Source organism: Photorhabdus sp. S10-54, assembly GCF_963878145.1.
Taxonomy (GTDB): Bacteria; Pseudomonadota; Gammaproteobacteria; order Enterobacterales; family Enterobacteriaceae; genus Photorhabdus; species Photorhabdus kayaii.
This window is the reverse complement of sequence record NZ_CAWNXG010000017.1, coordinates 76,677-101,723: the sequence shown is the minus strand read 5'-3', so window position 1 is coordinate 101,723 and position 25,047 is coordinate 76,677. Positions and strand designations below refer to the sequence as shown.

The 25,047-nt window shown below is 39.2% G+C and carries 18 protein-coding genes; 12 read left to right on the top strand and 6 right to left on the bottom strand.

Annotated elements, in window-relative coordinates:
- Positions 1-443 precede the first annotated feature (443 nt).
- From AACQ83_RS11770 to AACQ83_RS11755, 4 genes are all read left to right on the top strand, one after another.
- On the top strand, positions 444-1,397 hold the full coding sequence (locus AACQ83_RS11770; RefSeq protein ID WP_112877850.1) for a methyltransferase: 954 nt from the start codon (positions 444-446) through the stop codon (positions 1,395-1,397).
- A 579-nt stretch (positions 1,398-1,976) separates the two neighbouring features.
- Complete coding sequence (locus tag AACQ83_RS11765) at positions 1,977-2,930, top strand: methyltransferase (protein WP_112877849.1); 954 nt, start codon at positions 1,977-1,979, stop codon at positions 2,928-2,930.
- A 616-nt stretch (positions 2,931-3,546) separates the two neighbouring features.
- Complete coding sequence (locus AACQ83_RS11760) at positions 3,547-4,500, top strand: methyltransferase (protein WP_112877848.1); 954 nt, start codon at positions 3,547-3,549, stop codon at positions 4,498-4,500.
- A 612-nt stretch (positions 4,501-5,112) separates the two neighbouring features.
- Positions 5,113-6,069: a methyltransferase gene (locus AACQ83_RS11755; RefSeq protein WP_112877847.1), complete on the top strand. Its 957-nt coding sequence runs from the start codon at positions 5,113-5,115 to the stop codon at positions 6,067-6,069.
- Between the two features lie 281 nt (positions 6,070-6,350).
- Here the strand turns inward: AACQ83_RS11755 and fdoI are convergent, their stop codons facing one another.
- Genes fdoI through fdnG form a run of 3 tightly spaced genes read right to left on the bottom strand, consistent with a single transcriptional unit; the run spans position 6,351 to position 10,976 of the window.
- Entirely contained in the window at positions 6,351-6,992 is a 642-nt protein-coding gene (gene fdoI / locus AACQ83_RS11750) for a formate dehydrogenase cytochrome b556 subunit (protein ID WP_112877846.1), read from the bottom strand.
- On the bottom strand, positions 6,989-7,918 hold the full coding sequence (gene fdxH, locus AACQ83_RS11745) for a formate dehydrogenase subunit beta (protein WP_112877845.1): 930 nt from the start codon (positions 7,916-7,918) through the stop codon (positions 6,989-6,991). The genes fdoI and fdxH overlap by 4 nt, the downstream gene beginning before the upstream one ends.
- 10 nt (positions 7,919-7,928) lie before the next feature.
- On the bottom strand, positions 7,929-10,976 hold the full coding sequence (fdnG, locus tag AACQ83_RS11740) for a formate dehydrogenase-N subunit alpha (RefSeq protein ID WP_146747896.1): 3,048 nt from the start codon (positions 10,974-10,976) through the stop codon (positions 7,929-7,931).
- Positions 10,977-11,157: 181 nt separating this feature from the next.
- On the opposite strand from fdnG, the gene fdhD reads away from it, so the two are divergent.
- Positions 11,158-11,988 carry a formate dehydrogenase accessory sulfurtransferase FdhD gene (gene fdhD / locus AACQ83_RS11735; protein WP_112877842.1) on the top strand — a complete coding sequence of 277 codons (831 nt, stop codon included), beginning with the start codon at positions 11,158-11,160 and terminating at the stop codon, positions 11,986-11,988.
- Positions 11,989-12,095: 107 nt separating this feature from the next.
- On the opposite strand, the gene AACQ83_RS11730 is transcribed toward fdhD, so the two are convergent.
- Entirely contained in the window at positions 12,096-12,860 is a 765-nt protein-coding gene (locus AACQ83_RS11730) for a transferase (RefSeq protein ID WP_112877841.1), read from the bottom strand.
- 915 nt (positions 12,861-13,775) lie between these two features.
- Between AACQ83_RS11730 and AACQ83_RS11725 the strand changes: the two genes are divergently transcribed.
- From AACQ83_RS11725 to AACQ83_RS11705, 5 genes are all read left to right on the top strand, one after another.
- Positions 13,776-14,696: a carbohydrate kinase family protein gene (locus tag AACQ83_RS11725; RefSeq protein ID WP_112877840.1), complete on the top strand. Its 921-nt coding sequence runs from the start codon at positions 13,776-13,778 to the stop codon at positions 14,694-14,696.
- A 47-nt stretch (positions 14,697-14,743) separates the two neighbouring features.
- Positions 14,744-15,961: an MFS transporter gene (locus AACQ83_RS11720; RefSeq protein WP_112877839.1), complete on the top strand. Its 1,218-nt coding sequence runs from the start codon at positions 14,744-14,746 to the stop codon at positions 15,959-15,961.
- Between the two features lie 210 nt (positions 15,962-16,171).
- On the top strand, positions 16,172-17,284 hold the full coding sequence (gene fic / locus AACQ83_RS11715) for a protein adenylyltransferase Fic (protein WP_112877838.1): 1,113 nt from the start codon (positions 16,172-16,174) through the stop codon (positions 17,282-17,284).
- A 465-nt stretch (positions 17,285-17,749) separates the two neighbouring features.
- On the top strand, positions 17,750-20,731 hold the full coding sequence (locus tag AACQ83_RS11710) for an N-6 DNA methylase (RefSeq protein ID WP_112877837.1): 2,982 nt from the start codon (positions 17,750-17,752) through the stop codon (positions 20,729-20,731).
- The gene (locus AACQ83_RS11705; RefSeq protein ID WP_112877836.1) at positions 20,728-21,468 is read left to right on the top strand and encodes a hypothetical protein; all 741 of its coding nucleotides are present in this window, start codon (positions 20,728-20,730) and stop codon (positions 21,466-21,468) included. The genes AACQ83_RS11710 and AACQ83_RS11705 overlap by 4 nt, the downstream gene beginning before the upstream one ends.
- A gap of 435 nt (positions 21,469-21,903) precedes the next feature.
- Here the strand turns inward: AACQ83_RS11705 and AACQ83_RS11700 are convergent, their stop codons facing one another.
- Positions 21,904-22,767 carry a YicC/YloC family endoribonuclease gene (locus AACQ83_RS11700; protein WP_112877835.1) on the bottom strand — a complete coding sequence of 288 codons (864 nt, stop codon included), beginning with the start codon at positions 22,765-22,767 and terminating at the stop codon, positions 21,904-21,906.
- Between the two features lie 126 nt (positions 22,768-22,893).
- Here AACQ83_RS11700 and rph point away from each other — a divergent pair, with 126 nt between their 5' ends.
- Positions 22,894-23,607 (top strand): ribonuclease PH, encoded by a 714-nt coding sequence (rph, locus tag AACQ83_RS11695; RefSeq protein WP_112877834.1) that lies wholly within the window; start codon positions 22,894-22,896, stop codon positions 23,605-23,607.
- Between the two features lie 84 nt (positions 23,608-23,691).
- On the top strand, positions 23,692-24,333 hold the full coding sequence (gene pyrE / locus AACQ83_RS11690; RefSeq protein WP_112877833.1) for an orotate phosphoribosyltransferase: 642 nt from the start codon (positions 23,692-23,694) through the stop codon (positions 24,331-24,333).
- Between the two features lie 59 nt (positions 24,334-24,392).
- Here pyrE and slmA read toward each other — a convergent pair whose 3' ends face one another.
- Complete coding sequence (slmA, locus tag AACQ83_RS11685) at positions 24,393-24,992, bottom strand: nucleoid occlusion factor SlmA (RefSeq protein WP_112877832.1); 600 nt, start codon at positions 24,990-24,992, stop codon at positions 24,393-24,395.
- Positions 24,993-25,047: the final 55 nt, after the last annotated feature.

Below are 25,047 nucleotides of genomic sequence, written 5' to 3'. Positions count from 1 at the left end.
ATCTGGTATCTTTCTGTTTCGGTCAGTTGTGTATAGGCCATAGTGCATTTTCCTTTGGCGAGAAAGATGCCTACTATAGCAACTGACCGCCCTTCTGAAAAATTGCACTTATTAGTCGAATCTGCCATTGATAACTATATTAAACGATTCTATTTTATCTTGGAAATTTCTGAGAAGAGTTAATTGTGATCTTTGTCATTTATTTTTGTCGAATTTAATATAGTCTGATAGTTAACAATTCTGTTTAAAAATGCGTTATTAAAGTAAGTTGAACAATGGGAAAATAAGGAGAGTGGAATTTTTATTATCTCACTATGAAAAGGTAACAAAGCTAATAATCACATATTAGTTATCGAAATATCCAATTATTCATTATGGTATTTAATGTACTTTAGATAAAACACTTACTCTATTTATAAGATAAAGACATAAAGGATAACTCAATGCTAGCCGAACTTATTACATCATATAGAAAATCAGCCGCAATCTACGCTTTTGTTGATACCGGCTTATCTATTCACTTTAGAAATGGAGCTTATGTAGATATAGACGAACTTTCCCGTCAATGTGGTATTGATTATTCGCGACTTGATCGATTATGTGATTTCTTAATTGAAATTGGGGTATTGGTTAACCACGGTCATAAAGTCACCCTTTCTGATGAATGCAGTGCACTTGCCGATCCTGAAAGTATGGAGTCATTAATTGTAAAATGGGAACTGAGTCCAGATTGCTGGAACGCTTGGTCAATGTATCCAAGATCTTTACTTGAAAATGATGGAAAACCGGCATTTGAAATAACGCATGGAAAATCATTCTTTGAATATTTAGCTAGTAATAAATTACTCAAAGTAAATTTTGATTCTTCAATGTCAAAAATCTCAGATAACATCATTGAAAAGATACTTGATATTTATGATTTTAGCCAGTACGACAGAATATTAGATGTTGGAGGAGGAGAAGGAAATCTTTTGGTTAAAATGGGCGAAAAGATAAAAGGAAAACATTACGCTGTATTAGATAGATATGATAAGATTCCTGTTTTGGAAAATATAGATTTTATCGATGGGGATTTTTTAAAATCAATTCCATCTGGTTATAATTTATATATTTTAAAGAATATTATTCACGATTGGTCTGATAAAAATGCAATATTAATTTTAGAAAATTGCCGTAAGGCAATGGATAATGGTTCAACTGTTTTATTGATAAGTTATACGAAGAAACCACAATCTAAGGTGTTGATATATTTAGATATGTTAATGGATGTAATATTTTCAGGAAAAGAGCGTTATTTGACGGAATTAGAGCATTTGGTTAACCAGGCAGGATTGGTTATTAAAGATGTTAAAGATATCGATGAATTATCTTCAATTATCCAGCTAGGGGTAAAATAATTTAAATATAATTATATGGATATTGTTTCTCTGAAAATATATATAATAAGTATGTCGTGTAAATATTTGATGACATACTTTTTTATATCAGTAAAATATATGAATATTAAAGTGTAAATAAAAATAATTTAAATAGCATAAATAACAATATTAAATCATTTTATTTGATTTTTAAAACCCCTTAAAAGAGTTAATTGTAATCTTCATCATTTCTTTTTATCATGTTTAATATCGTCTGATAATTAACAATTTCAACCCTAAAAATACATAACCAAAGTAAGTTAACCAATTGGAAAATAAGGAGAATGATATCTTCATTATATTACCAAGAAAAGATAGTAAAGTTAATGATTTCATTCTGGTTATCAGAATACCTAATAAATCATCAGGTATTTTCTGAATTTTAGATAAAACAATTCATCTTTTTATACCCTATGGATTTCAAGATGCATCGCGACGGCAAGGGAGTGAATCCCCGGGAGCATAGCTAACTATGTGACTGGGGTGAACGAGTGCAGCCAACAAAGAGGCAACTTGAAAGATAACGGGTATATAAGATAAAGATATAAAGGATAACTAATGCTAGCCGAACTTATTACATCATATAGAAAATCAATTGCCATCTATACTTTTGTGGATACAGGTTTGTCTGTTCACTTTAAAAATGGCACTTATATGGATATCAACGAACTTGCCAGCCAATATGGTATTGATTATTCTCGACTTAATCGATTATGTGATTTCTTAATTGAAATCGGGGTATTGGTTAGCAGCAATGATAGAGTTGCACTTTCTGAGGAATGTAGTGTGCTTGCCGATCCTGAGAGTATGGAATCATTAATTGCAAAGTGGGAATTTAACTCAGATCTTTGGAATGCTTGGTTAATGTACCCAAAATCCTTACTTGAAAATAATGGTAAATCGGCATTTGAAATAGCGAATGGAAAACCATTCTTTGAGCATTTGGATAGTAATAAATTGCTCAAGTCAAAATTTGATTCCTTAATGTCAAAAGATTCAGATAAAATGATTGAAAAATTATTTTATATTTATGATTTTAGTCAACACGATAAAATATTAGATGTTGGAGGAGGAGAAGGGAATCTTCTGATAAGAATGAGTGAAAAGGTAAAAGAAAAACATTACGCTGTATTGGACAGATATAATGCACTTCCTGATTACGACAATATAGATTTTATAGATGGAGATTTTTTTAAATCAATTCCGGCAGGTTACGATTTATATATTCTAAAGAATGTTATTCATGATTGGCCTGATAATGACGCAATACTCATTTTAGAAAATTGCCGAAAGGCAATGGGTAATAATGCAACTATTTTATTAATAACCTTAATGAAAAAACCACAGTCTAAAATAATTAAATATTTTGATATATTAATGGATGTATCATCTTTAGGGAAAGAGCGTAACTTAACGGAATTCGAATATTTGGCTAACCAAGCAGGGCTGGTCATTCAAGATGTTAAAGATATCGACGAATCATATTCAATTATCCAACTAGGTGTAAAATAAATTATAGATAATAGTGGAGCTTCACCAAATATAATGATATGGATATTGTATGTCTGATAACTCTATAACAAGTATGGCATTAAAATATTTAATGCCATATTTTTATTCTATATCAATAAGATATTGAAATAGAATTTGGATTTAAATGTTGATAACAAGGGTAGTTTAATAGCTAAAATATCAAAATTAAATTATATTTCCTTATTTGATTTTAAATTATTCTGAAAATATTTAATTGTGATCTTCATCATTTATTTTTATCAAATTTAGTATAGTATAATAATTTGTTTCTAAAAATGGATAATTAAAGCAAGTTAATTGATTGGAAAGTAAGGGGAATAAAATATTTATTATTTCATAGGAAAAAGATAACAAAAATAATAATCACAATTTGGTGAAAATATGTTGTTGAAATACCTAGTTAATCGTCATGGTATTTCCCGAGTTTTATATAAAACACTTCATTTCTTTATTAGATATACCCAATGGATTTCAAGATGCATCGCGACGGCAAGGGAGTGAATCCCTGGGAGCATAGGTAACGATGTGACCGGGGTGAGCGAGTGCAGCCAACAAAGAGGCAACTTGAAAGATAACGGGTATAAAGGATAACGCTATGCTAATCGATCTTATTACATCATGTAGAAAATCAAACGCAATTTATGCTTTTGTTGATATGGGTTTGTCTGTTCACTTTAAAGATGGAGCCTGCGTAAATATCAGCGAACTTTCCCGTCAATATGGTCTTGATCATTCTCGCTTTAGCCGGTTATGTGAATATTTAATCAAAATAGGGGTATTGGTTAGCCGCAATGAGGGAGTTGCACTTTCTGAGGAATGCAGTGCACTTGCCGATCCTGAAAGTATGGAATCATTGATGATAAAGTGCGAAGTTAGCCCAGAATACTGGAACGCTTGGTCAATGTATTCAAAATCCTTATATGAGAATAATAACGAAACGGCATTTGAAATAGCGCATGGAAAACCATTCTTTGAATATTTGGATAATCATGAATTGTTCAGATCAAATTTTGATTCTTTTATGTCAAAAAACTCGGACAAAATAATAGAGAAAATACTTGATATTTATGATTTTAGTCAACATAACAGAATATTAGATGTTGGAGGAGGAGAAGGAAAGCTTTTGGTAAGAATAAATGAAAAAATAAAAGGAAAACATTACGCTGTATTGGACAGATATAATGAAATTCCTGTTTTAGAAGATATTGAATTTATAAAAGGAGATTTTTTTAAATCAATTCCATCTGGTTATGATTTATATATTTTAAAGAATATTATCCATAATTGGTCTGATAATAACGCAATACTAATTTTAGAGAATTGCCGAAAAGCTATGGATGATAATGCAACTGTTTTGTTGATAGGCACGGTGAAAAAATTAAAATTAGAAATAATTGACTCTACGGATATATTAATGGATGTACTATTATTAGGAAAAGAGCGTTATTTGAATGAATTAGAAGATTTGGCTCACCAAGCAGGGTTTGTCGTTAAAGATATCAAAGATATAAATGAAAAATATTCAATTATAGAGCTAGGTGTAAAATAAATTACAGATAATTATGGAACTTCACAAAAAATAGTTATATGGATATTGTGTCTCTGAAAACAGGTATAACAAGTATGGCATCAAAATATCTGATTCCATATTTCTAGCTTATATTATTGAATTAAACTTAGTGCCTATCCCAATAGGACTATTGGGATAGGCTGTTAATTAACAATGGGTAGGATATGACTACCTTTCATTGATGATCTTTGAAGAGGAACTCATTGACGTTTTTTTCCTGTTGCTGAAATAGTACGTTTAAAAAATACCTTATAGTTTTTCAGGTTTTATAATTACTTCTTCTATAAATGAATGTAAATAGTAATATATATACTACGTGATTTTTTTATATTTAATTATCAATAATTCTGAGAAGAGATAATTGTGATCTTTGTCATTTCTTTTTATCCAATTTAATATAATCTGGTAGCTTGCTTTTAACAATACGGAAGCAAAGTGAATTGTATCTTTACATGAAAAGGTAACAAAGTTAATAATTACATTTTGTTTTAAATAGGTTGTTGCGATATCCAATCTATCATCATGCTATTTCTTGGATTTTGGATAAAATACTTAATTTTTTCATAATATACAGATATAAAGGATGGCTCAATGCTAACTGAACTGATTGCATCAAATAGAAGATCAGCTGCAATTCATGCTTTTGTTGATACCGGATTATCTACTCACTTTAAAGATGGAGTTTATGTCGATATAAGCGAGCTTTCCCGTAAATCTGGTGTTAATTATGCTCGGTTTAGTCGATTATGTGATTTCTTAGTTGAAATGGGAGTATTGGTTAGTAACGATAATAAATTCAGGCTTTCTGATGAGTGTCATGTTTTTGCCGATCCTGAAAGTTTTGAGTCATTCATGATAAAGCTTGAAATTTGCTCATATTACAGTAACGCTTGGTTAATGTATGGAAAATCCCTATTTGAAGATGATGGCAAATCGGCATTTGAAATGGCACATGGCAAGCCATTCTTTGAATATTTGGATGGTAACAAGTTTCTCAAATCAAATTTTGATGCTTTAATGACAAGACTCTCAAATTTAATCGTTGAGAAGTTACTTGGTATTTATGATTTTAATCAGCACAATAGAATATTAGATGTTGGAGGGGGAGAAGGGAAGCTTTTAGCAAGAATAAGTGAAAAGGTAAAAGGAAAACATTACGCTGTATTGGATAGATATAATGAACTTCCAGTTTCTGATAATATAGATTTTATCAATGGAAATTTTCTAGATTCAATTCCATCGGGTTATGATTTGTATATTTTAAAAAATATTCTCCATAATTGGTCCGATAGTGATTCAATACTTATTTTGGAGAATTTCCGCAAAGCAATGGATAAAAATTCATCTCTATTATTGATAAATATGGTGAAAGAGCCAGAATTTTCTAGATCTTTCGATATATTAATGGATATGTTATTTTTAGGGAAAGAACGTAGTTTTGCTGAATTCGAATATCTGGCTAACCAAGCTGGACTTATCGTTCAAGAGACTAAAGTTATAGATCAATCATATTCACCATATTCATTTATCAAACTACGGATAAAATAAATTGTAGGAACTACAGATTATTCCCAAAGATGATTATATCATATTGTGTTTTTGAGGAGTGGATATATAAAATAAAGCATCAAATTTTTTTGATGCTTTTTTAGATTAAAGAGATATATAGATTAAAATAGAAAGTGAATTTAATTTAAAGATTGATGATAAAATAATAAATTAAATAAAAATATTAAACCTAATATTTAATCATTTTTTGCATTATTCGTACTTAATCAACAATAAGCAGGATATGATTATCCTGCTTTGATGATTATATTCGAAACGCATTAACGTTTCTCTTCTTGTTGTTCCTGTTTCATTACTTCACGATACCAACGTGGGTGATGTTTCTTCGCCCATCCACGGGTTACCCAACCTTCAATCATTGCCCGAAGAGTTCCTTTCACCCAGAATGCCGCATAAGCGTGAATCATAATCGTCAAGATTAAACCAATAGCTGACATTGAATGAATTAGAAGCGCAATTCGAATTATCGGAATAGAGAAGAGATCAGCAAAATAGGGGCGCCAAATAATAACACCACTGACAGCGAGTAATATCAGGAAAATACTGATAGACCAATAAATCCCTTTTTGACCTAAGTTATACTGACCAATATCACCTGCTTCCTCATTTTTTACAATCTTGTGGATGTTTTTTAGCCATATAATGTCATCTTTGTCGATAAAGTTATGTTTAAAATACCTGAAAAACATAAAGATAAATAAAATAAACATCGCTGAACCGACAAATGGATGCAAAATCCGTGACAATTGCGGCGTACCGAAGATATTCATCAGCCAGTTAAAAGAGGGGAAAAAGAATCCTAATCCACTAATGGCGGTAAATAGAAAACAGAGCACCACCGCCCAGTGGTTTACTCGCTCAACCGGTGAGTGGCGGATAATAATATCTTTCCTGCCTTTCATCGCTGCTCCTTCCCATTGGCTGATTTCTGTGAAAGCTCGGTATCACGACGCGCATTTTCCTCGTCTTCTTCCGTTACCCGGTTCGGACCAATTCCCACATAATGGAAGAGGCTGGCAGCGAATGTGGCAGCAAATCCCACTGCGGCCAGCGGTTTCCAGATACCTTTCCAGAAGGTGACGGTCGGGCTAATAGCGGGATTGTCCGGTAGGCCATGATATAGCTGTGGCTTGTTAGCATGGTGCAGTACATACATCACATGGGTACCCCCAACACCATCAGGATCGTACAGACCTGCATTCTCATAACCGCGGCCTTTCAACTCACTCACCCGTTCAGCCGCCAAATCCTTCATGGCTTTTTTACTGCCAAAATGGATTGCGCCGGTCGGACAGGTTTTCACGCAGGCAGGCTCTTGACCAACGTTAACGCGGTCAACACACAGAGTGCACTTATATACCCGGTTATCTTCTTTGTTGATCCGCGGCACATTGAACGGACAACCCGCGATACAGTAGCCACAGCCGATACAGTGTTCTGACTGAAAATCAACAATCCCATTTGCATACTGGATAATCGCCCCTTCGGCTGGACAAGCTTTCAAGCAACCCGGATCAGCACAGTGCATACAGCCATCTTTACGAATCAGCCATTCCAGTTTGCCGTTCTCTTCAACTTCTGAGAAGCGCATCACGGTCCATGATTTAGCGGTTAAATCCGCCGGGTTATCATAAACACCAACGTTATAACCGATCTCGTCACGGATATCGTTCCACTCAGAACAGGCCACCTGACAAGCTTTACAACCGATACAGGTTGTCACATCAATCAGTTTTGCAACGCCCTCTTGGTCATCCCGCACCCGTGGTGCAGGAGTAAAAGAATTTGTGGCAGATCGACGAATGATGTCTTGAGTTTGCAATGACATGATTTCTCCCTTACACCTTTTCTATATTAACCAGGAACGCTTTGAACTCAGGCGTTTGTGTGTTCGCATCACCAACAAATGGTGTCAACGTATTGGCAATAAAGCCTTTCTTCGCAGCCCCTTCAAAGCCCCAATGAATCGGAATACCGATAGTATCTACTTCACGACCGTGTACATTCAGGGTACGAATACGTTTGGTGACAACCGCTTTCGCTTTGATGTAACCACGATTAGAGCTAACCTTGACGGTATCACCGTGTTTGATGCCTTTCTTTTCCGCCAGTTTTTCACCGATTTCCACAAACTGTTCAGGTTGGATAATCGAGTTCAACAATGCATGTTTTGTCCAATAGTGGAAATGCTCTGTCAAGCGGTAAGTCGTTCCTACATAAGGGAATTTATCTGCCTTACCCATTGCTTCAAAGTCGCTTTTGAACACTCGGGCTGCCGGGTTGGATACCACATTCGGATGTAACGGATTGGTCCCCAATGGTGTTTCAAAAGGTTCATAGTGTTCAGGGAATGGTCCTTCAGCCATCTTATCAATAGCAAACAGACGCGCCATACCTTCCGGTTGCATGATAAAGGGACCAACATCCGTTTCCGGCGCAGCCACGCTGTAGTCAGCAGTATCGACACCACCCCACTTAATACCATCCCACGTCAGTAACTGACGTTTCGGGTCCCACGGTTTACCCTGCGGATCAGCCGATGCGCGATTGTACAAAATACGACGGTTTAACGGCCATGCCCATGCCCAACCTAGTGTATTACCCAATCCTGATGGATCAGCGTTATCACGACGGGCCATTTGGTTACCTTCCGGCGTCCAGCTTCCAGTAAAGATCCAACAACCACTGGCGGTCGTGCCATCATCACGTAGCTGCGTAAAAGAGGTTAATTGCTGACCTTGTTTCACGATGACGTTGCCATCAATATCAATCAGATCAACTAGTGCCCGGCCATTACTCTCTTGAGCCACCTCTTCTGATGTGGGGCTGTGCGGGTTGAAATAATCCCAAGTCATGTTCAGCACTGGCTCTGGTGACGCACCACCTTCAGCGCGGTACATATCCCGCATACGTTTGAAGATTCCGGAAAGGATCTCGCCATCACCGATGGCTTCTCCCGGCGCATCAGCCCCTTTCCAGTGCCACTGCAACCAGCGACCAGAGTTAACAATTGAACCGTTTTCCTCTGCAAAACAGCAACACGGCAGGCGGAAAACTTCGGTCTGAATTTTGGATGAATCGACTTCGTTAAATTCACCGTGGTTCTGCCAGAAAGTTGAAGTTTCAGTATTAAGCGGATCGATAGTGATCAGGAATTTCAGTTTCGACAGTGCATCAACGACTTTATTTTTATTCGGGAAAGAAGCTACCGGGTTAAAGCCCTGACAAATATAGCCATTCACTTCACCTTTCGACATCATGTCAAAAAATTGCAGAACATCATAACCTTTGTCCCACTTCGGCAGCCAGTTAAAACCCCAGTCGTTATCTTTACGGGCATTATCTCCGTAGAAACTCTTCATCAGACTGATAAAGAATTTTGGGTAGTTACCCCAATAGTTAACTTGACCCGGCCGCATTGGTTTTGGCGTATTTGCTTGGAGATAAGTTTGTAAATCAGCCTGCTTCTCTGAGGGGAGCGTCAGATATCCCGGCAAGCTTTGCGACAATAACCCTAAATCAGTTAATCCCTGAATATTCGAGTGACCACGCAATGCATTAACCCCGCCACCTGCCATCCCCATATTGCCCAACAGTAGCTGGATTATTGCCATAGTCCGGATGTTCTGTGCACCCACTGAGTGTTGAGTCCAACCCAGTGCGTACAGGAAAGAAGCGGTCTTATCCTTAACACAAGTTTCTGCAATATATTCACAGACTTTCAGGAAATCCTCTTTTGGCGTACCGCAAATATTACTGACGACATCGGGCGTGTAACGACTAACATGCTCTTTTAATAAATTCCATACACAACGTGGATGTTTAAGTGAGATATCACGTTGAGCAAAGCCGTTTTCATCCAGTGCATAGTTCCAACTGGTTTTGTCGTATTGACGTTTTTCTGCATCGTAACCACTGAACAGACCATCATCGAACGAGTAATCTTCACGCACGATCAGACTGGCGTTGGTATACGCCTCAACATATTCATGATTAATCTTATCGTTGGTCAGTAGGTATAAAATGACACCTGACAAGAAAGCAATATCAGTACCAGAACGGATTGGAGTATAGAAATCCGCTACAGATGCTGTACGGGTAAAACGCGGATCAATCACAATTAACTTAGCGTTATTATGGATTTTGGCTTCCATTGCCCAACGGAATCCCACAGGATGCGCTTCGGCAGCGTTACCACCCATAACGACGATCAGATTCGCGTTCTTAATATCAACCCAGTGGTTGGTCATCGCACCGCGACCAAATGTTGGAGCAAGACTTGCTACCGTTGGTCCGTGTCAGACACGTGCTTGGTTGTCTACGGCGAGCATGCCGAGAGCGCGACTAAATTTTTGCGACAGATAACCTGTTTCGTTACTGGAAGCAGATGCACACAGCATGCCGGTCGTCAGCCAACGATTGACTGTCACACCCTCTTGATTGGTTTTAATGAAATTGGCGTCACGGTCTGCTTTCATTAACTTAGCGATGCGATCAAATGCCTCATCCCAAGTAATACGTTGCCATTTGTCAGAACCTGCTGCACGATATTCTGGGTATTTCAGGCGGCTTTCGCTATGAATAAAATCAACCAAGCCAGCCCCTTTAGGACAGAGTGCACCACGGTTTACCGGGTGATCAGGATCACCTTCAATATGGAAAATAGTTGCTTTCGCATTTTTTGCGCCATCGCCAAGGCTGTACATCAACAGCCCACAGCCGACAGAACAGTATGTACAGGTATTTCGGGTTTCACGTGCACGCAACAATTTATAATTACGTGTTTGTGCAAGGGCTGCGGTTGGTGAAAAGCCCAATGCTGCTACCGTCGTACCTGCCATACCGCCAGCGCAGATCTTAAAGAACTGCCTTCTGCTGACTTGCATGGAAATCTCCTCACTCACATTGTTTTAAACAATACCCATTCCATCATGGGAAAAATTTCAAATGTGTTCTTTCTTATTAAAACCACTTTCCGTAGCGGGATCAGATTTATTGCCTGACAAATAGTATAGACTCTTTTTTCCGTACAATTATTGTGCCGTAACACTATTAGGAATTCATCTAATGTATAACGTAAAACTAGGGAAGTTGTTACCATTTGGTGTGATTGAGGGCGCAAAAAGAACGAACGTGCAACAAAAACACTGTCCTGACATATTAAAAGCTGATTGGATTGCAGAAGAAGTTCCTGTTGCTTTAGTTTATAACGGTATTTCGCATGTTGTGATGATGGCCAGTCCCAAAGATCTCGAATATTTTGCTATTGGGTTTTCACTTTCCGAAGGCATCATTGAATCTCAACACGAGATTCGTGGTATTGATATTATCGCTCATTGTAGCGGTGGAATTGAGTTGCAAATAGAACTTTCTAGCCGCCGTTTTGCGGGTTTGAAAGAGCGCAGACGTAATCTGGCGGGACGAACAGGTTGCGGCATCTGCGGAACAGAACAACTTTCTGATATTTTTCGCCCGATCACCCCGTTGCCTTTCACTCAAACCTTTTCATTGAGCCAGCTTGATCATGCTCTCTCTCAACTGACTAGTGTCCAAGATATCGGTGCATTGACAGGTTGCACTCATGCAGCAAGTTGGATCAATTCGGAAGGCAAATTATTGGGCGGATGTGAGGATATAGGTCGGCACGTTGCACTGGACAAGATGCTAGGCATGAAGGCAAAAACAGGCTGGCAGCAAGGCGCTGTTTTGGTATCCAGCCGTGCCAGTTATGAGATGGTACAAAAGTCAGCCATCTGTGGTGTTGAGATTTTATTGGCTGTTTCAGCAGCAACTTCATTGGCGGTAGAAATCGCTGACCGATGTCATTTAACCTTGGTTGGTTTTTGTAAACCCGGAAAAGCGACGATTTATACCCATGCTGAGAGATTAATAAGTTAAATGAGCCAGAAATATGTAGTATCAAGAGTTCCCATATTCCCCCTGTGATTAAGATGAAAAGTTTATTTTCATCTTAAATCAACAGCGATTGCCTCAATAATACTAAATCACGCATGCAAGTTGTGAAACATCCATAGGTTGGGTTCAATGTAATAACCCATTTGTTGTTGTATATCCACTTCTAGCGGTACTAAACCTCCAGGAATAATATACTGCCCACTTTGCGGAAATTTCATTCCTGTCCATTCTTGCCATTTATCGAGCGTGGCATTTATATACATTGAGTGCATAGCCGGTCGAATAATCTTTGCTCCCAGGCGCCAGTGTGTCCGAATCCAAGGATCAAAAGGTTCATTGTTGTCATTCTTCCATCCACAGTATTGTACAAAATCCTGCAATGGGTAATTTTGTTTCAACGTCGGCCTGACAGGAACAACTAGCCCTTCCAGCCCCGCATCAATAGCCGCCAGCTTTAAGCTACCAATAAGTAATGCCGGTAAATTCTTGCCGCGAAATTCAGGAGATATCGTTACCGACAGTGCTGACAACATTTTTGTTACTGCTTTTCCTCGAGCAATCATACCCCTGCGAAAAACTTCATCCCAACCATTATCTGGCAGTTGTTCTAATGAATCGGCTTCCCAAGGGAAAGGCACTGAATTAGCAACACCAATTAATCGCTGCTTTTCCCCTTGTTGCAAAATAGCAAATTGCTGAAAACGGCTGAAATCTGGCTCAAATAATTCATCCCATTGCTCCTCTATTGAAGAATGCTGCATGAATAAAGGCCAGTTTTTATGGAAAATTTCATCAGAAGCACTCTTTAAATCAGGTCGTTGTTTTGCAGATTGAATAATAATGTCTGTTTTCAAAATAGAATTTCCTATAAAAGTAATTTGTAGGGTTGATAAATAATTTGTTAATTAATAATCTAGTTATATAGAACAACAATAAAACTTATTATTATAAATAGATAAATAATAATGACTAATAACCAACTAAATAAAATTTATATTTATGTTCAACTAGTTAGGTTTCTATTTGTCATGATGTGTTTGATTTGTGTATCAAGAATATAGAGATTATAAAAATCTATCTTATACCGATAGAACAACAATGAAAATACAATAAGGTCGATTCATTGTTTATCCCAATATACCCGTTATCTTTCAAGTTGCCTCTTTGTTGGCTGCACTCGCTCACCCCGGTCACATAGTTTGCTATGCTCCCGGGGATTCACTCCCTTGCCGTCGCGATGCATCTTGAAATCCATTGGGTATAGAGCTATTTTATTTGCCGTTGTTGATCATAAAAGTGTGTTTGGGCAGTAATCAGATAAAAATGTTACTTTTGAACGCATTTCGTATTTAAATACGGCCGGCCGGAAAAGTGCTAATACTTTCATCGATTAAATAACTTCTTATAATTATTGGGACGCTTTACTTTTTCATTCATTTTGGCTCTCATCATGAGGTAAATTTTATGAATTAATCAATTTTTTCCATGAATTTTCATATATCTTGATAATAATGGTTATGTGTCACTATTTCACACAGGGATTGTTATTGCTCTATGACCGATAAATTGGAGATCAATCACGTTGGTATCACATAATTGATACAGGTTAACTTTTATTGAACCCGATTAATGTTAAAGTATAAGTGTTTCTTATATATGTAAATTCGGCAATCATTGCTGCAAGTTTTCATTCCTAAGCGATTTATCTGTTTCTTTTCCAATTTTGATATGACTATGGCTGATATTTAGGCCGGTAAGAGGAGAGCCTGATGGCGGGTTTACTACCGATTACTGTAATTGGTGCGGCGGCGGGAGATATTATTCTTAGTTTACCGAGGCTTCCCCGTAGTGGAGCAGATCAGGAAGCTAAAGAAATTGATCGGCAGATTGGTGGTTCTGGTTTTAATGTTGCTCGGGCTTTGGTTCGCCTACAAATCCCTGTGATTAATGGTATACCGGTTGGTAACGGATGCTGGGGGGAGCAGATCACCAAAGAGATGCAAGACCTTGGGCTTGAGGTCACATTGACCCATTCATCTCTTGATAATGGTTGGTGTTTGGCAATGGTTGAACCGGACGGTGAAAGAAGTTTTGTCTCCGTGAGTGGTTGTGAAGTGGACTGGAGTACGGCAATGCTCTCTTCTATTGTTTTGCCGGAAAGGGGATATATCTACTCTAGTGGTTATGTTATGGCGAGTAAATCGACGGCGATTTTGTGTAATTGGTTACTGGCGTCACCATCCGGGCAAACGTTATTACTGGATTTTGGCCCACGGTTACCAGAAATAGATTCCGCTTTTCTTAATGCATTACCTGCTGACCGGACCATTCTGACACTTAATCGTGATGAAGTTGCTATATTGTGCGGAGAAGGTGATCCTGTCGCCCAAGTTAGCCGTTATTCCAGCGAAAGAAAAATCACTATTATCTGCCGGTTAGGTTCACAGGGTACGTGGATATGTCTGCCTTATCGTGAGCCAGAATATGTTGCTGCTTATAAAGTGAAAGTGGTGGATACCATTGGCGCTGGTGATGCCCATAGTAGTGGTATGCTTGCGGGATTATCTCAGGGAATGTCGCTGAGAGATGCTGTTGAACTTGGCAATCGTGTTGCTGCTATTGTCGTCAACCGTTCTGGTGCTGCTGGTGCACCAACAATAAAAGAACTAGAGGAGTTTGTGTTTGAATAATTATTTTCAGACTCTGCGCCTCTTAGGTTTTAAGGGGCGTAGTTAAAATGAGTGCATTACTTCCAGGTTGGAAACGCAAAACGGCTTTATTTTTATCAGCTCAAACAATTTCTTTGCTAGGTTCTTCCATTGTCCAGTTCTCTATCGTTTGGTATATCACCCTGAGTACTTCATCGGGAGAAATGCTGGCTATTTCGGTACTCTGTGCATTTCTTCCTCAGGTGTTGATCTCTTTATTTGCCGGTGTTTGGGCGGATACTTATAGCCGTAAGCTGCTCAGTATTGCCTCTGATGCGTTAATTGCATTAGTAACGCTTGGTTTGGCAATCTCTTTTATGTTCGGATTTAAGAGCATTGAGTTGTTATTTGTCGCACTGATTGTCCGCTCGTTCGGGACGGGCATCCAGATGCCGGCTGTTAATGCTATTATTCCGCAACTTGTGCCGAAAGAGAAATTGCTGCGGGTCAATGGTATTCATACTTCTTTGACTTCACTGATGATGTTGGCATCTCCTGCTATCAGTGGCTTTTTATATTCTCAAACTTCAATGGAAAATATTTTTTTAGTAGACGTAACGACTGCTATTATCGGCATCAGCATTGTTGCGTTTATTCCTATTCCTAAAATTGCTTCTGATTCCATACCGGATAATAAATTTCAGGCAATCTTAGCGGGTTTCCGTTATCTGCAAGAGAATAAATTAATCAGAAATCTTTTGATTTTTTTGATTTGTGTCTGCTTTTTGATTAGTCCGGCTGCATTTTTGACACCTTTATTAGTTAATAGGACATTTGGGGAAGAGCCGTGGCGTTTAGCCATTAATGAAATGACATTTAGTGCTGGCGCGGTTTTAGGTGGATTACTGATTTCTTTCTGGAGTGAATATAAAAATAAAATGCGTATAACGGCGATAGCTTGCGCGTTTTTTGGCATATTTATGATCGCTCTTGGTAATGCCTATTGGTTCCCACTTTATTTAGTACTGAATGTCTTTTTAGGTGTGGTAACACCTTGTTTTAACGCACCGATAACAGCGGTTTTTCAGGAAAGAGTCGAACCTGAGATGATGGGCAGGGTATTTAGTTTAGTTCAGATCGCTTTGTCTTGCTCTCTGCCATTAGGTATGGTGCTGTTTGGCCCAATTGCTGACTATATTAGTATTCAATCTCTTTTAATGATATCTGGTGGATTGATATTACTGACGGGTGCGCTGTTTTTTATGTTTAACGGAGAAGGCAGCCGAGAAAGTAGCAGCGCAGTTTAATCAGGCTTAAGCAACCAGTCGTTCGACTCGTTCTTGTAGACTGGTTGCTCCATTCATGCTGTGTTATTCGCTATGATTTCCGTATGTCGATTCTATCGACATGAAGCCTTTACATGTCGAAATTTTTCGATTTTATCAACATGAATCCTTTACGTGTCGATGTCGTCAACATATACTCGCAACGTGTCGAAAAAAATAGGAAATATAAACATGACATGGCAGCCCGATGCGCCTTTTAATGCTATTCCCTTATTGCCACCAACCATAAAGGTGATGGAGTCCATTGCAGTATTAAAAGCCTGTATACCTGCCAGAGCTGCACTGGCAGAGCTTAAGCAAGCTGGTGAATTGTTGCCTAATCAGGGCTTACTCATTAACTTGTTGCCACTGCTGGAAGCAAAAGACAGCTCAGAAATCGAAAATATTGTTACTACTTCAGACAAACTGTTCCAATATGCACAAGAAGACAGTCTGGCTGATCCTGCAACGAAAGAAGCACTACGCTACCGTACTGCACTTTATGAAGGGTTCATACAATTAACTCGGCGGCCACTATGCACGAATACAGTTATTGAAGTTTGTAGTCGACTAAAAGCTGTTGATATGAATATTCGCAAAGTTTCTGGTACAACGCTGAGTAATCAGGCAACGGGTGAGATTATTTATACGCCGCCAGAAGGAGAATCTCAGATACGTGATTTACTCAGCAATTGGGAGCAATTTCTTCATGCAGAAGATGGAATTGACCCATTAATCAAGATGGCTATTGCTCACTACCAGTTTGAGGCTATTCATCCATTTACTGATGGCAATGGACGTACCGGCCGTATCATTAATATTCTTTATCTTATTGAACAGCAGCTTTTGACATTGCCAATTCTTTATTTAAGTCGCTACATTGTACAACATAAGAGTGATTATTATCGGCTACTTTCCCAAGTTACCGCTGTTGGCAAATGGGAAGAGTGGATTATCTATATGTTAACCGCAGTAGAGCAAACGGCTAAATGGACTACGGATAAAATTGTAGCGGTAAGAGAACTAATTGAACATACCAGTGAGTATATAAAGCAAAGTCTGCCTAAAATTTACAGTCATGAGCTGGTACAGGTGATATTTGAACAACCTTACTGCCGTATTAGTAATTTGGTTGAGTGTGATATTGCGAAACGTCAAACTGCTTCGGTCTATTTAAAACAGTTGGTCGACATTGGGGTATTACAAGAGAAAGTTGTTGGTAAAGAGAAATTATTTATCCATCCAAAGTTGATACGTTTGATGACACAAGACAACAATGGTTTTACGCATTATGTAAGTGGCTGATAGAGGAGGGTTTGTCAGCGGTCTGAAGCCATTATTTACAATGGCTTTATCTGGGTGAGACGATCAGAGATCGCCTGATGAATCTGAATGTTGAATATGATGTTTATATACCCGTTATCTTTCAAGTTGCCTCTTTAGTTGGCTGCATGCGCTCACCTCGGTCACATCGTTAGCTATGCTCCCGGGGATTCACTCCCTTGCCGTCGCGATGCATCTTGAAATCCATAGGGTATATATTGATTTTATTGTTTTTTGTATTCTGTTATGTACGCGTATAAGTACACGGCAAAGTAAGGTAGAGCCTTTTCTAAGTGTTTACATTCACGAGCTTAAGAGAGACCCTGTAGCGTTCTTTTGACCCTAAGCGTGATTTTCACTAAATAAACCTGTCGTTCTAGAATCCAATGGTTTAGGATAAAGCTATACATTGTCAAGGTTAAATTTGAATCGGAGCGTCAGACATTTATGGGAGCATCAATCACTGCAATAAATGTTGCTGCTGCCTTGAGTGTACCTGAGGATAAGGTATTAGAGCTTAGACCAACTTTATTATCTCCAGAGCATTTGGATTTTATTGGCTTAGTGCGCGCTGGTGAGCAACATAAATTTGTGCCTAACGCAGTCGTTTTGCACGATGAGCAGCCATTCATTTATATCATTGATGATCAAAAGACGAGCAGCGTGTCTGAAAGAGAATTGCAAGATTCTATACGTTTTCTGGGCCTTCGGGCTGACGCTCCTTATGCAGCTGTTGTTAGACCCGGTATTGTTCAAGTCTATGCTTTGTCTAACATACGCAATGATCAGCCGCCGTTATTTGAGGTTAACCAGCTAGAACCTGGTATCCTTGCTCGATTGATGACAGGTGATGTTCTAGTTAACTCTAAAAGTGGAGTTAACTTCGGCGCACATGAACTCATGCTCGAATTGCTCAACTCAGTTACAGACCATCTTGTTCACGCCAAAGGCATAGACCCAAGCGAGGTTTTGGCTCTTGTTGGTCGGGCGCTATTTATGCGGTTCCTAGGGGATCGAGGAATTATTCCTGAAGTTAGTCCATTACCAGATGTAGATAAGATTCAGGACTGTTTCAGTACAGCAAAATCTGCATTTGCGGCTTGTCGTTGGTTAGACAAAACTTTCAATGGTGATCTTTTAGAACTCCCAGATAAAGGCTCTATCGAGTATTTCCAGTGTTTAGACTCTCGTACTGCGGTTCTTAATGATCTGACCGCCATTATGCATGGGGATCGGCCACTTGGTAAGGGAGTTTATCAAACTCAGTTTTCTTGGGGGGACTTACATTTTTCTTATTTGCCCGTGGGGTTATTAAGTCAAGTATATGAGGTATTTTCTCACCGTTTCGATAAACGTGCCGCAAAGAGAGATAGTGTCTATTATACACCACACTACATTGCTGAAAACTTAATAAATCATGCTTTTAAGTCGCTTGGAACTGATGCGTATAAGTCGCGCGTTCTTGATCCAGCTTCCGGGGGGGGAGTTTTCCTTTTATCAGCGTTTAGACGCTTAGTTAAGGAGAATTGGCAAGCTACGGGGGTACAACCTAATACGCGTGTTATTCGCAATATTCTCAATAATCAATTAGTTGGTTTTGATATTAACCCTGCTGCAAGACAACTAACAGCATTAGCGATATATTTAACTGCATTAGAACTTGATCCTGAAGCCGAAAAATTAAAAGATTTAGTTTTTACTCCTTTACAGGATGCGGTTCTTATAGCCGCCGAAAAATGGGACAAATATCATCCTGAATTAAATCTTGGTAGCCTTTCACCAGAATCACTTGAATCTTATGAGGGAAAATTTGATTTAGTTATAGGAAATCCACCTTGGACTGCAACTAAAAATTCAATACGTCGTGATGTTCTTAATTCGATAGTTGCTACGCATATGACTGAACGTGGACTGGAAGCGGTGCCCAACCCTGATGGTGTACCTGATCTTCCATTTGTTTGGGCATCTACTCGGTTAGCAAAACCTAATGGAATTCTTGCATTCGCACTTCATGGCCGTCTCCTTACGAAAATTTCTTCAATTGGTCATGCGGCTCGTGTTAGCCTTTTTCAAGGGATAGAAGTGAACTATATCCTGAATGGAATGGAACTGCGTAATACTTTTGTATGGCCGAATATGTCGGCACATTTCTGTTTGCTGGTTGCTCGTAATAAACGCGCACATAAAGGGAGCCAATTTCATGCTGTCACACCTGTTGAAGATCCTGCACTGAATCGAGTTGGCCGTATTCGTGTTGACAGCAAAGATGCATGGACATCAGATGTGGCGATGATTGAGAAGACTAGTCATTTATTTAAGACCTTGGCTAAGGGAAATGCTTTAGATATTGAGTTAATAGAACGAATTGAAAATCTATATCCAAAAAGTATTGCAGATTATCTAAAAGATCTAAATATACCTGCTACTCATGGTTATCAAACCAAACAAGTTGACGTCCCCGGAGTTGATTCTGCTTTTCTTTATGGTATGAAAAATATGCCGAAGCCGCAGGATGCCAATTGGTATATCGCCCCAGTTGATACTTTTTCAGATTTTCAATTTCAACGTGTTCATAGATTGCGCGAGCAAGAAAACTATGATGCTCCTTTAGTATTATTGAGAGAGTCGCCTAGTTCTAAAGATAATTGCCCAATGGCAATCCTTACATTTCAAAATGTAGCTTATAATCGTTCTTATATCGGATATAGTTGTAAGAAATCACCTGAGCCAGAATTACTAGCAGTATATTTATCTACTTTGTTTAATAGTCGATTGTTTTTGTATTTCACATTAATGACGAGTAGTAAAATGGGTTGTGAGAGAAGCACTCTACAGAAGGTTGAGGCAGAAATGTTTCCATTTTGCCCGTTGAATGAATTGAGTGAAGAACTTAAAAATCAATTAGTTTTAATTAAGGAAGCGTTCCTTACAAGCAGTGATGATGTTGAGAATTTAGTAGAAACTTTTATTCGAAAACTATATCACCTAAGAGTTGGAGATGTTAACCTTATTAACGATAGGCTTTCTTTAGGCCTGCCATATAAAGCTATTCGCACTAATGCCGTAAAAGCTGTGGATAAAAAGATTATTGAGCGATTCAAGCAGATTTTACAAACGACACTGCTGCCATTTGATATGAGCGATACACCATTATGTATTGAAATATTGGACGTTGGTGTTTTTTCTCCATGGGTTTTTATACGACTTGGCGAACAAGAAAAGAGTGAAATCCCAAGTTCTGAACACCTAATGACTACAATAGGAATGGGAGATTTCTTGGATGCTTCATTAGTTGAAATTCCGTTTAAAGACTCGTTATATTTAGGAATTCTCAATCAACGGCGATATTGGTCAAGTACATCAGCAAGAACATTAGCTCTTGATTTGATTAAACGTGGTCATCCAGTGTTGAATAGGGGATACAAATGACAGGGCTCGTCGGAAATCCTTTACCATACGTGACTACACAAAATGGTTTTCCCGTGCAAGTCCCACCGAATATTATTCGTGTAGTTGCACAAGCTATAAAGTATGTTTGGGCGGAAATTAATGCAAACCCTGCAAAGCATCTTGTCAGTATAAGTCCGGGAGCTCCTGAAGAGGATGTTTATACTGATGCCATTTGTAATCTGCTATTGCAGATGTTAGAAATGGAAATACCGATAGTTCCTGGTTTCTCTGGTGATACTTTCGAAACCGTTTGTCGGGGAGAAAATGTTCCTAATTACAATGGAAAGCTTCTTAATAAGCAGCCAGATCTCATTATACGTCTTTCCAATAATCCTCTTTCGATAACCCGTAGGCTCGTTGGAATTTATATCGAGAGTAAGGTTGTATGTATGGCAAAACCAATGTATCTGTATACAACTGAGGGGATGTCGCGTTTTGTTGGTGGTGACTACGGATGGACTATGCAGGCCGGAATTATGTTGGCTTACCAAAAGCCGAAGTTTCGCGAAATATCATCACTTGAAACACAATTAGCTAAAGAAAAAGAACTTCAAAGTAATGAGTCTAATGGAAAGTATTTAAAGACGTCTAATATATTTACGCCAATAACAGCTGTGAGCACACATAAACGGCAATGGAAATATTTAAATGGCGGTGATCCCGGTGAAATCAGTATTTGGCATATGTGGGACTTAATCGTACCAAAAATGCCATAAGTATTTTGCTGAATTTAAAAAGCATTCAAGCCATTATTGCGGTTATTTATCCATAGTTTCGTTAAAGAGTCCTTTATATTATTCCAGTATTAACCCGTCGGTTAATATGTAAAAATTGCAGTGATTACTTTTTAGGAGTCACTGCAATTTTTATTATTACGGAGTTGGTAGAAGAAGTGTTTTTACAAACTGCAATGCTTGTTGATCTCGTTGCTCAAAGTATCGTGCTGCATGAGAAGATAGCCATACCTCGTTAAAGTATTGGATATGGTTTTGCTTGAACTACACTCCCATCAGGGTAGACATGTTCCTATGTTAGAAAACATGCGCTTTAGTGATACGTGATGAGACATTATGATAAAAGAACAGCCCGATTTTACGGGCTGTTTGAGAGGGTTCTACTAATGGTGAGACAATGTGAGATCGTCTGAAATATCACTCAATATTCTGAATCTGCTCCCTCATCTGCTCGATTAGCACCTTCAATTCAATGGCGGAGTTAGTGATATCGGTGTTGATAGATTTGGAGGCAAGTGTATTAGATTCGCGGTTGAATTCCTGCATCATAAAATCCAGGCGGCGGCCGACCGCTTCTTTTTTCTTTAGAATATTACGGGTTTCTTTGACGTGGGCATCGAGGCGATCCAACTCTTCTGCCACATCAAGACGTTGGGCCAGTAAAACTAACTCTTGCTCAAGACGGTTATTTTCGAGCTGTACTTGTGCTTCTTCTAATTTGGTTTGCAGGCGTTCCCGCTGCCATTGCATGATTTCAGGCATTTGTTGGCGAACTTTACTGACTTCTTCGGTCACCACGTCCAAACGTTGTTCAATCATAATTTTGAGTGCATTGCCTTCGGCTTCACGGCTTTGAATAAAGGCATCCAGTGCTGTATCCAGTTCTTGCAACAATTGAGTGCTGATAGCATCTAAGTCTTGCTCTTCTGCTGCCATAACGCCAGGCCAACGCAGAATATCAACAGGATCGATTTCACCTTCGTTGCTCTGTTGTTTGACCCAGTTCGCCGCATTGACTAGCTGTTTTGCTAAAGTTTCATTCAGGATAAGTTCGCCTTGAGAGCGTGAGTCCAGTTCAAAACGTAAGTTACACTCAACTTTTCCGCGAGTCAGACGGGAACGAATTCGTTCACGGATCACCGGTTCCAAGCTTCTGAATTGTTCTGGTAGGCGGATATAAGTTTCTAAATAACGTTGATTAACGGAGCGCAGTTCCCAAGCCGCATTTCCCCATTCACTTTTGATATCTCGCCGTGCAAAAGCAGTCATACTACGGATCATGATTCGTTCCCAATTTAAACAAAAGATTAAGAGATTATAACGCTCGTTGTAGATGCAGGATAGGAATTAGCCCTGTTAGGCCGTATAATGCGCCCCCAATAATGATTTAACAACGGAGATAACACTATGCGCCCAACAGGAAGAGCGGCAGAACAAGTGCGTCCTATCACTATAACCCGTCATTATACTAAGCACGCGGAAGGTTCGGTTCTAGTAGAGTTTGGGGATACTAAAGTGTTATGTAATGCCTCCGTTGAAGAAGGAGTTCCTCGTTTCTTGAAAGGTCAGGGGCAGGGCTGGGTGACGGCTGAATATGGCATGTTACCGCGTTCTACTCATACCCGAAATGCCCGTGAAGCAGCTAAAGGCAAACAGGGCGGCCGTACGATGGAAATCCAGCGTTTAATTGCCCGTTCGCTACGCGCCGCTGTTGATCTGAAAAAACTGGGTGAATACACCATTACACTGGATTGTGATGTTATTCAGGCTGATGGCGGTACCCGTACAGCTTCTATTACTGGTGCTTGTGTCGCGCTAGCTGATGCGTTGAATAAAATGGTTGAAGCAGGCAAGCTGAAAGAGAGTCCTCTGAAATCAATGGTTGCCGCGGTCTCTGTTGGCATTGTGGATGGTGAAGGTCGTTGTGATCTGGAATATGTGGAAGATTCCGCCGCTGAAACTGATATGAACGTCGTGATGATGGAAGATGGCCGGATGATTGAAGTGCAAGGCACTGCGGAAGGCGAACCATTTAGTCATGATGAGTTGTTATCCTTATTGGCCCTTGCCAAGGGAGGATTAGAGGATATTTTTGACGCGCAGAGAAATGCATTAAAATAATAAATTGATCAGGCGACGTGATAGTCGCCTTTTTTATGCCTGTTGTATGGCGATAACTATGACTCAAAAAGAGGAGAGACACCAATGAAAGCCTATCAGCGCGAATTTATCGAGCTTGCGCTAAAAAAACAGGTACTGAAATTTGGGGAATTTACCCTGAAATCAGGACGTAAAAGCCCGTATTTTTTTAATGCCGGGCTGTTTAATACTGGGCGTGATTTGGCGTTAATCGGGCGTTTTTATGCAGCAGCATTGTTGGATAGCGGTATTCAGTGCGATTTGTTATTCGGACCTGCTTACAAGGGTATTCCAATTGCAACGACAACGGCGGTGGCACTGGCAGATCATCATAATATTGATATGCCATATTGTTTTAACCGTAAGGAAGCTAAAGATCATGGCGAAGGCGGTACTTTGGTTGGTAGCCCACTTAAAGGCAATGTTGTTCTGGTTGATGATGTTATTACCGCAGGTACAGCTATCCGTGAATCGATGGAGATTATCAAGCAACATAGTGCGACGCTTGCCGGAGTGATGATTTGTCTTGATCGTCAGGAACGTGGGAACGGTGAAATCTCGGCAATTCAGGAAGTTGAAAGGGATTATGGTTGCAAAGTGTCTTCTATTATTACCTTGAATGATTTGATTAATTATTTGAGTGGTCAGCCAGAGATGAAAGCTCATCTGGATGCAGTAAAAGCCTATCGTGTGCAGTACGGTATCTGATAGATAAGCTTCAAAAAAAGCCCTCGCCCAATAACGGGCGGGGTGAGTAGTAGAATAACTTATTGTAGCTGAGCCAGTAATAATGGCCAGCGTGCTTCAAATTCCTGGGTTGGACGATAGTGGAACTCAGAGCGTACAAAACGTGAAAGCATCCCTTCACAAAATGCGAGTAACTGAGAAGCTAATAACGACTCATCATAACTGAAACCTTGTCCATCACGTAATTTTTTCTCTTTTAAAACTTGACGGATCTGTACTTCAATTCGTTCAAATAATTGATTTATGCGCCCTTGCAGCCGGTTTTGTTCAAACATCAGGGCATGACCTGTCATGATGCGGGTCAGACCTGGGTTTTTTTCTGAAAAACCCAAAATCAGGATCAATATCAGGCGAATACGAGTTATGGTATCTTTTTCATCTTGCAGAATCAGGTTAATCCGTGAAATTAATGAATCTTCAATGAACTCTATCAGGCTGTCAAACATCCGGGTTTTACTAGGAAAATGCCGGTATAGGGCAGCTTCGGAAACGCCTACGTTGGCGGCCAGTTTAGCAGTAGTGATGCGATGGCTACCATCACTGGATTGCAACATATGCGCCAGCGCCTGCAAGATCTCCTCGCGTCTGTTTCTTTTCTTTGTATTTTCGTTTTCTGCCATGTCAGACAAGACCTTTGTTAAGAACAGCAAAACAAATAAATCAGTAATTCTTTGC

Coding starts and splice junctions, on each gene's coding strand:
- AACQ83_RS11770 (WP_112877850.1), top strand. CDS start 444: ATGCTAGCCGAACTTATTACATCATATAGAAAATCAGCCGCAATCTAC.
- AACQ83_RS11765 (WP_112877849.1), top strand. CDS start 1,977: ATGCTAGCCGAACTTATTACATCATATAGAAAATCAATTGCCATCTAT.
- AACQ83_RS11760 (WP_112877848.1), top strand. CDS start 3,547: ATGCTAATCGATCTTATTACATCATGTAGAAAATCAAACGCAATTTAT.
- AACQ83_RS11755 (WP_112877847.1), top strand. CDS start 5,113: ATGCTAACTGAACTGATTGCATCAAATAGAAGATCAGCTGCAATTCAT.
- fdoI (WP_112877846.1), bottom strand. CDS start 6,992: ATGAAAGGCAGGAAAGATATTATTATCCGCCACTCACCGGTTGAGCGA.
- fdxH (WP_112877845.1), bottom strand. CDS start 7,918: ATGTCATTGCAAACTCAAGACATCATTCGTCGATCTGCCACAAATTCT.
- fdhD (WP_112877842.1), top strand. CDS start 11,158: ATGTATAACGTAAAACTAGGGAAGTTGTTACCATTTGGTGTGATTGAG.
- AACQ83_RS11725 (WP_112877840.1), top strand. CDS start 13,776: ATGGCGGGTTTACTACCGATTACTGTAATTGGTGCGGCGGCGGGAGAT.
- AACQ83_RS11720 (WP_112877839.1), top strand. CDS start 14,744: ATGAGTGCATTACTTCCAGGTTGGAAACGCAAAACGGCTTTATTTTTA.
- fic (WP_112877838.1), top strand. CDS start 16,172: ATGACATGGCAGCCCGATGCGCCTTTTAATGCTATTCCCTTATTGCCA.
- AACQ83_RS11710 (WP_112877837.1), top strand. CDS start 17,750: ATGGGAGCATCAATCACTGCAATAAATGTTGCTGCTGCCTTGAGTGTA.
- AACQ83_RS11705 (WP_112877836.1), top strand. CDS start 20,728: ATGACAGGGCTCGTCGGAAATCCTTTACCATACGTGACTACACAAAAT.
- AACQ83_RS11700 (WP_112877835.1), bottom strand. CDS start 22,767: ATGATCCGTAGTATGACTGCTTTTGCACGGCGAGATATCAAAAGTGAA.
- rph (WP_112877834.1), top strand. CDS start 22,894: ATGCGCCCAACAGGAAGAGCGGCAGAACAAGTGCGTCCTATCACTATA.
- pyrE (WP_112877833.1), top strand. CDS start 23,692: ATGAAAGCCTATCAGCGCGAATTTATCGAGCTTGCGCTAAAAAAACAG.
- slmA (WP_112877832.1), bottom strand. CDS start 24,992: ATGGCAGAAAACGAAAATACAAAGAAAAGAAACAGACGCGAGGAGATC.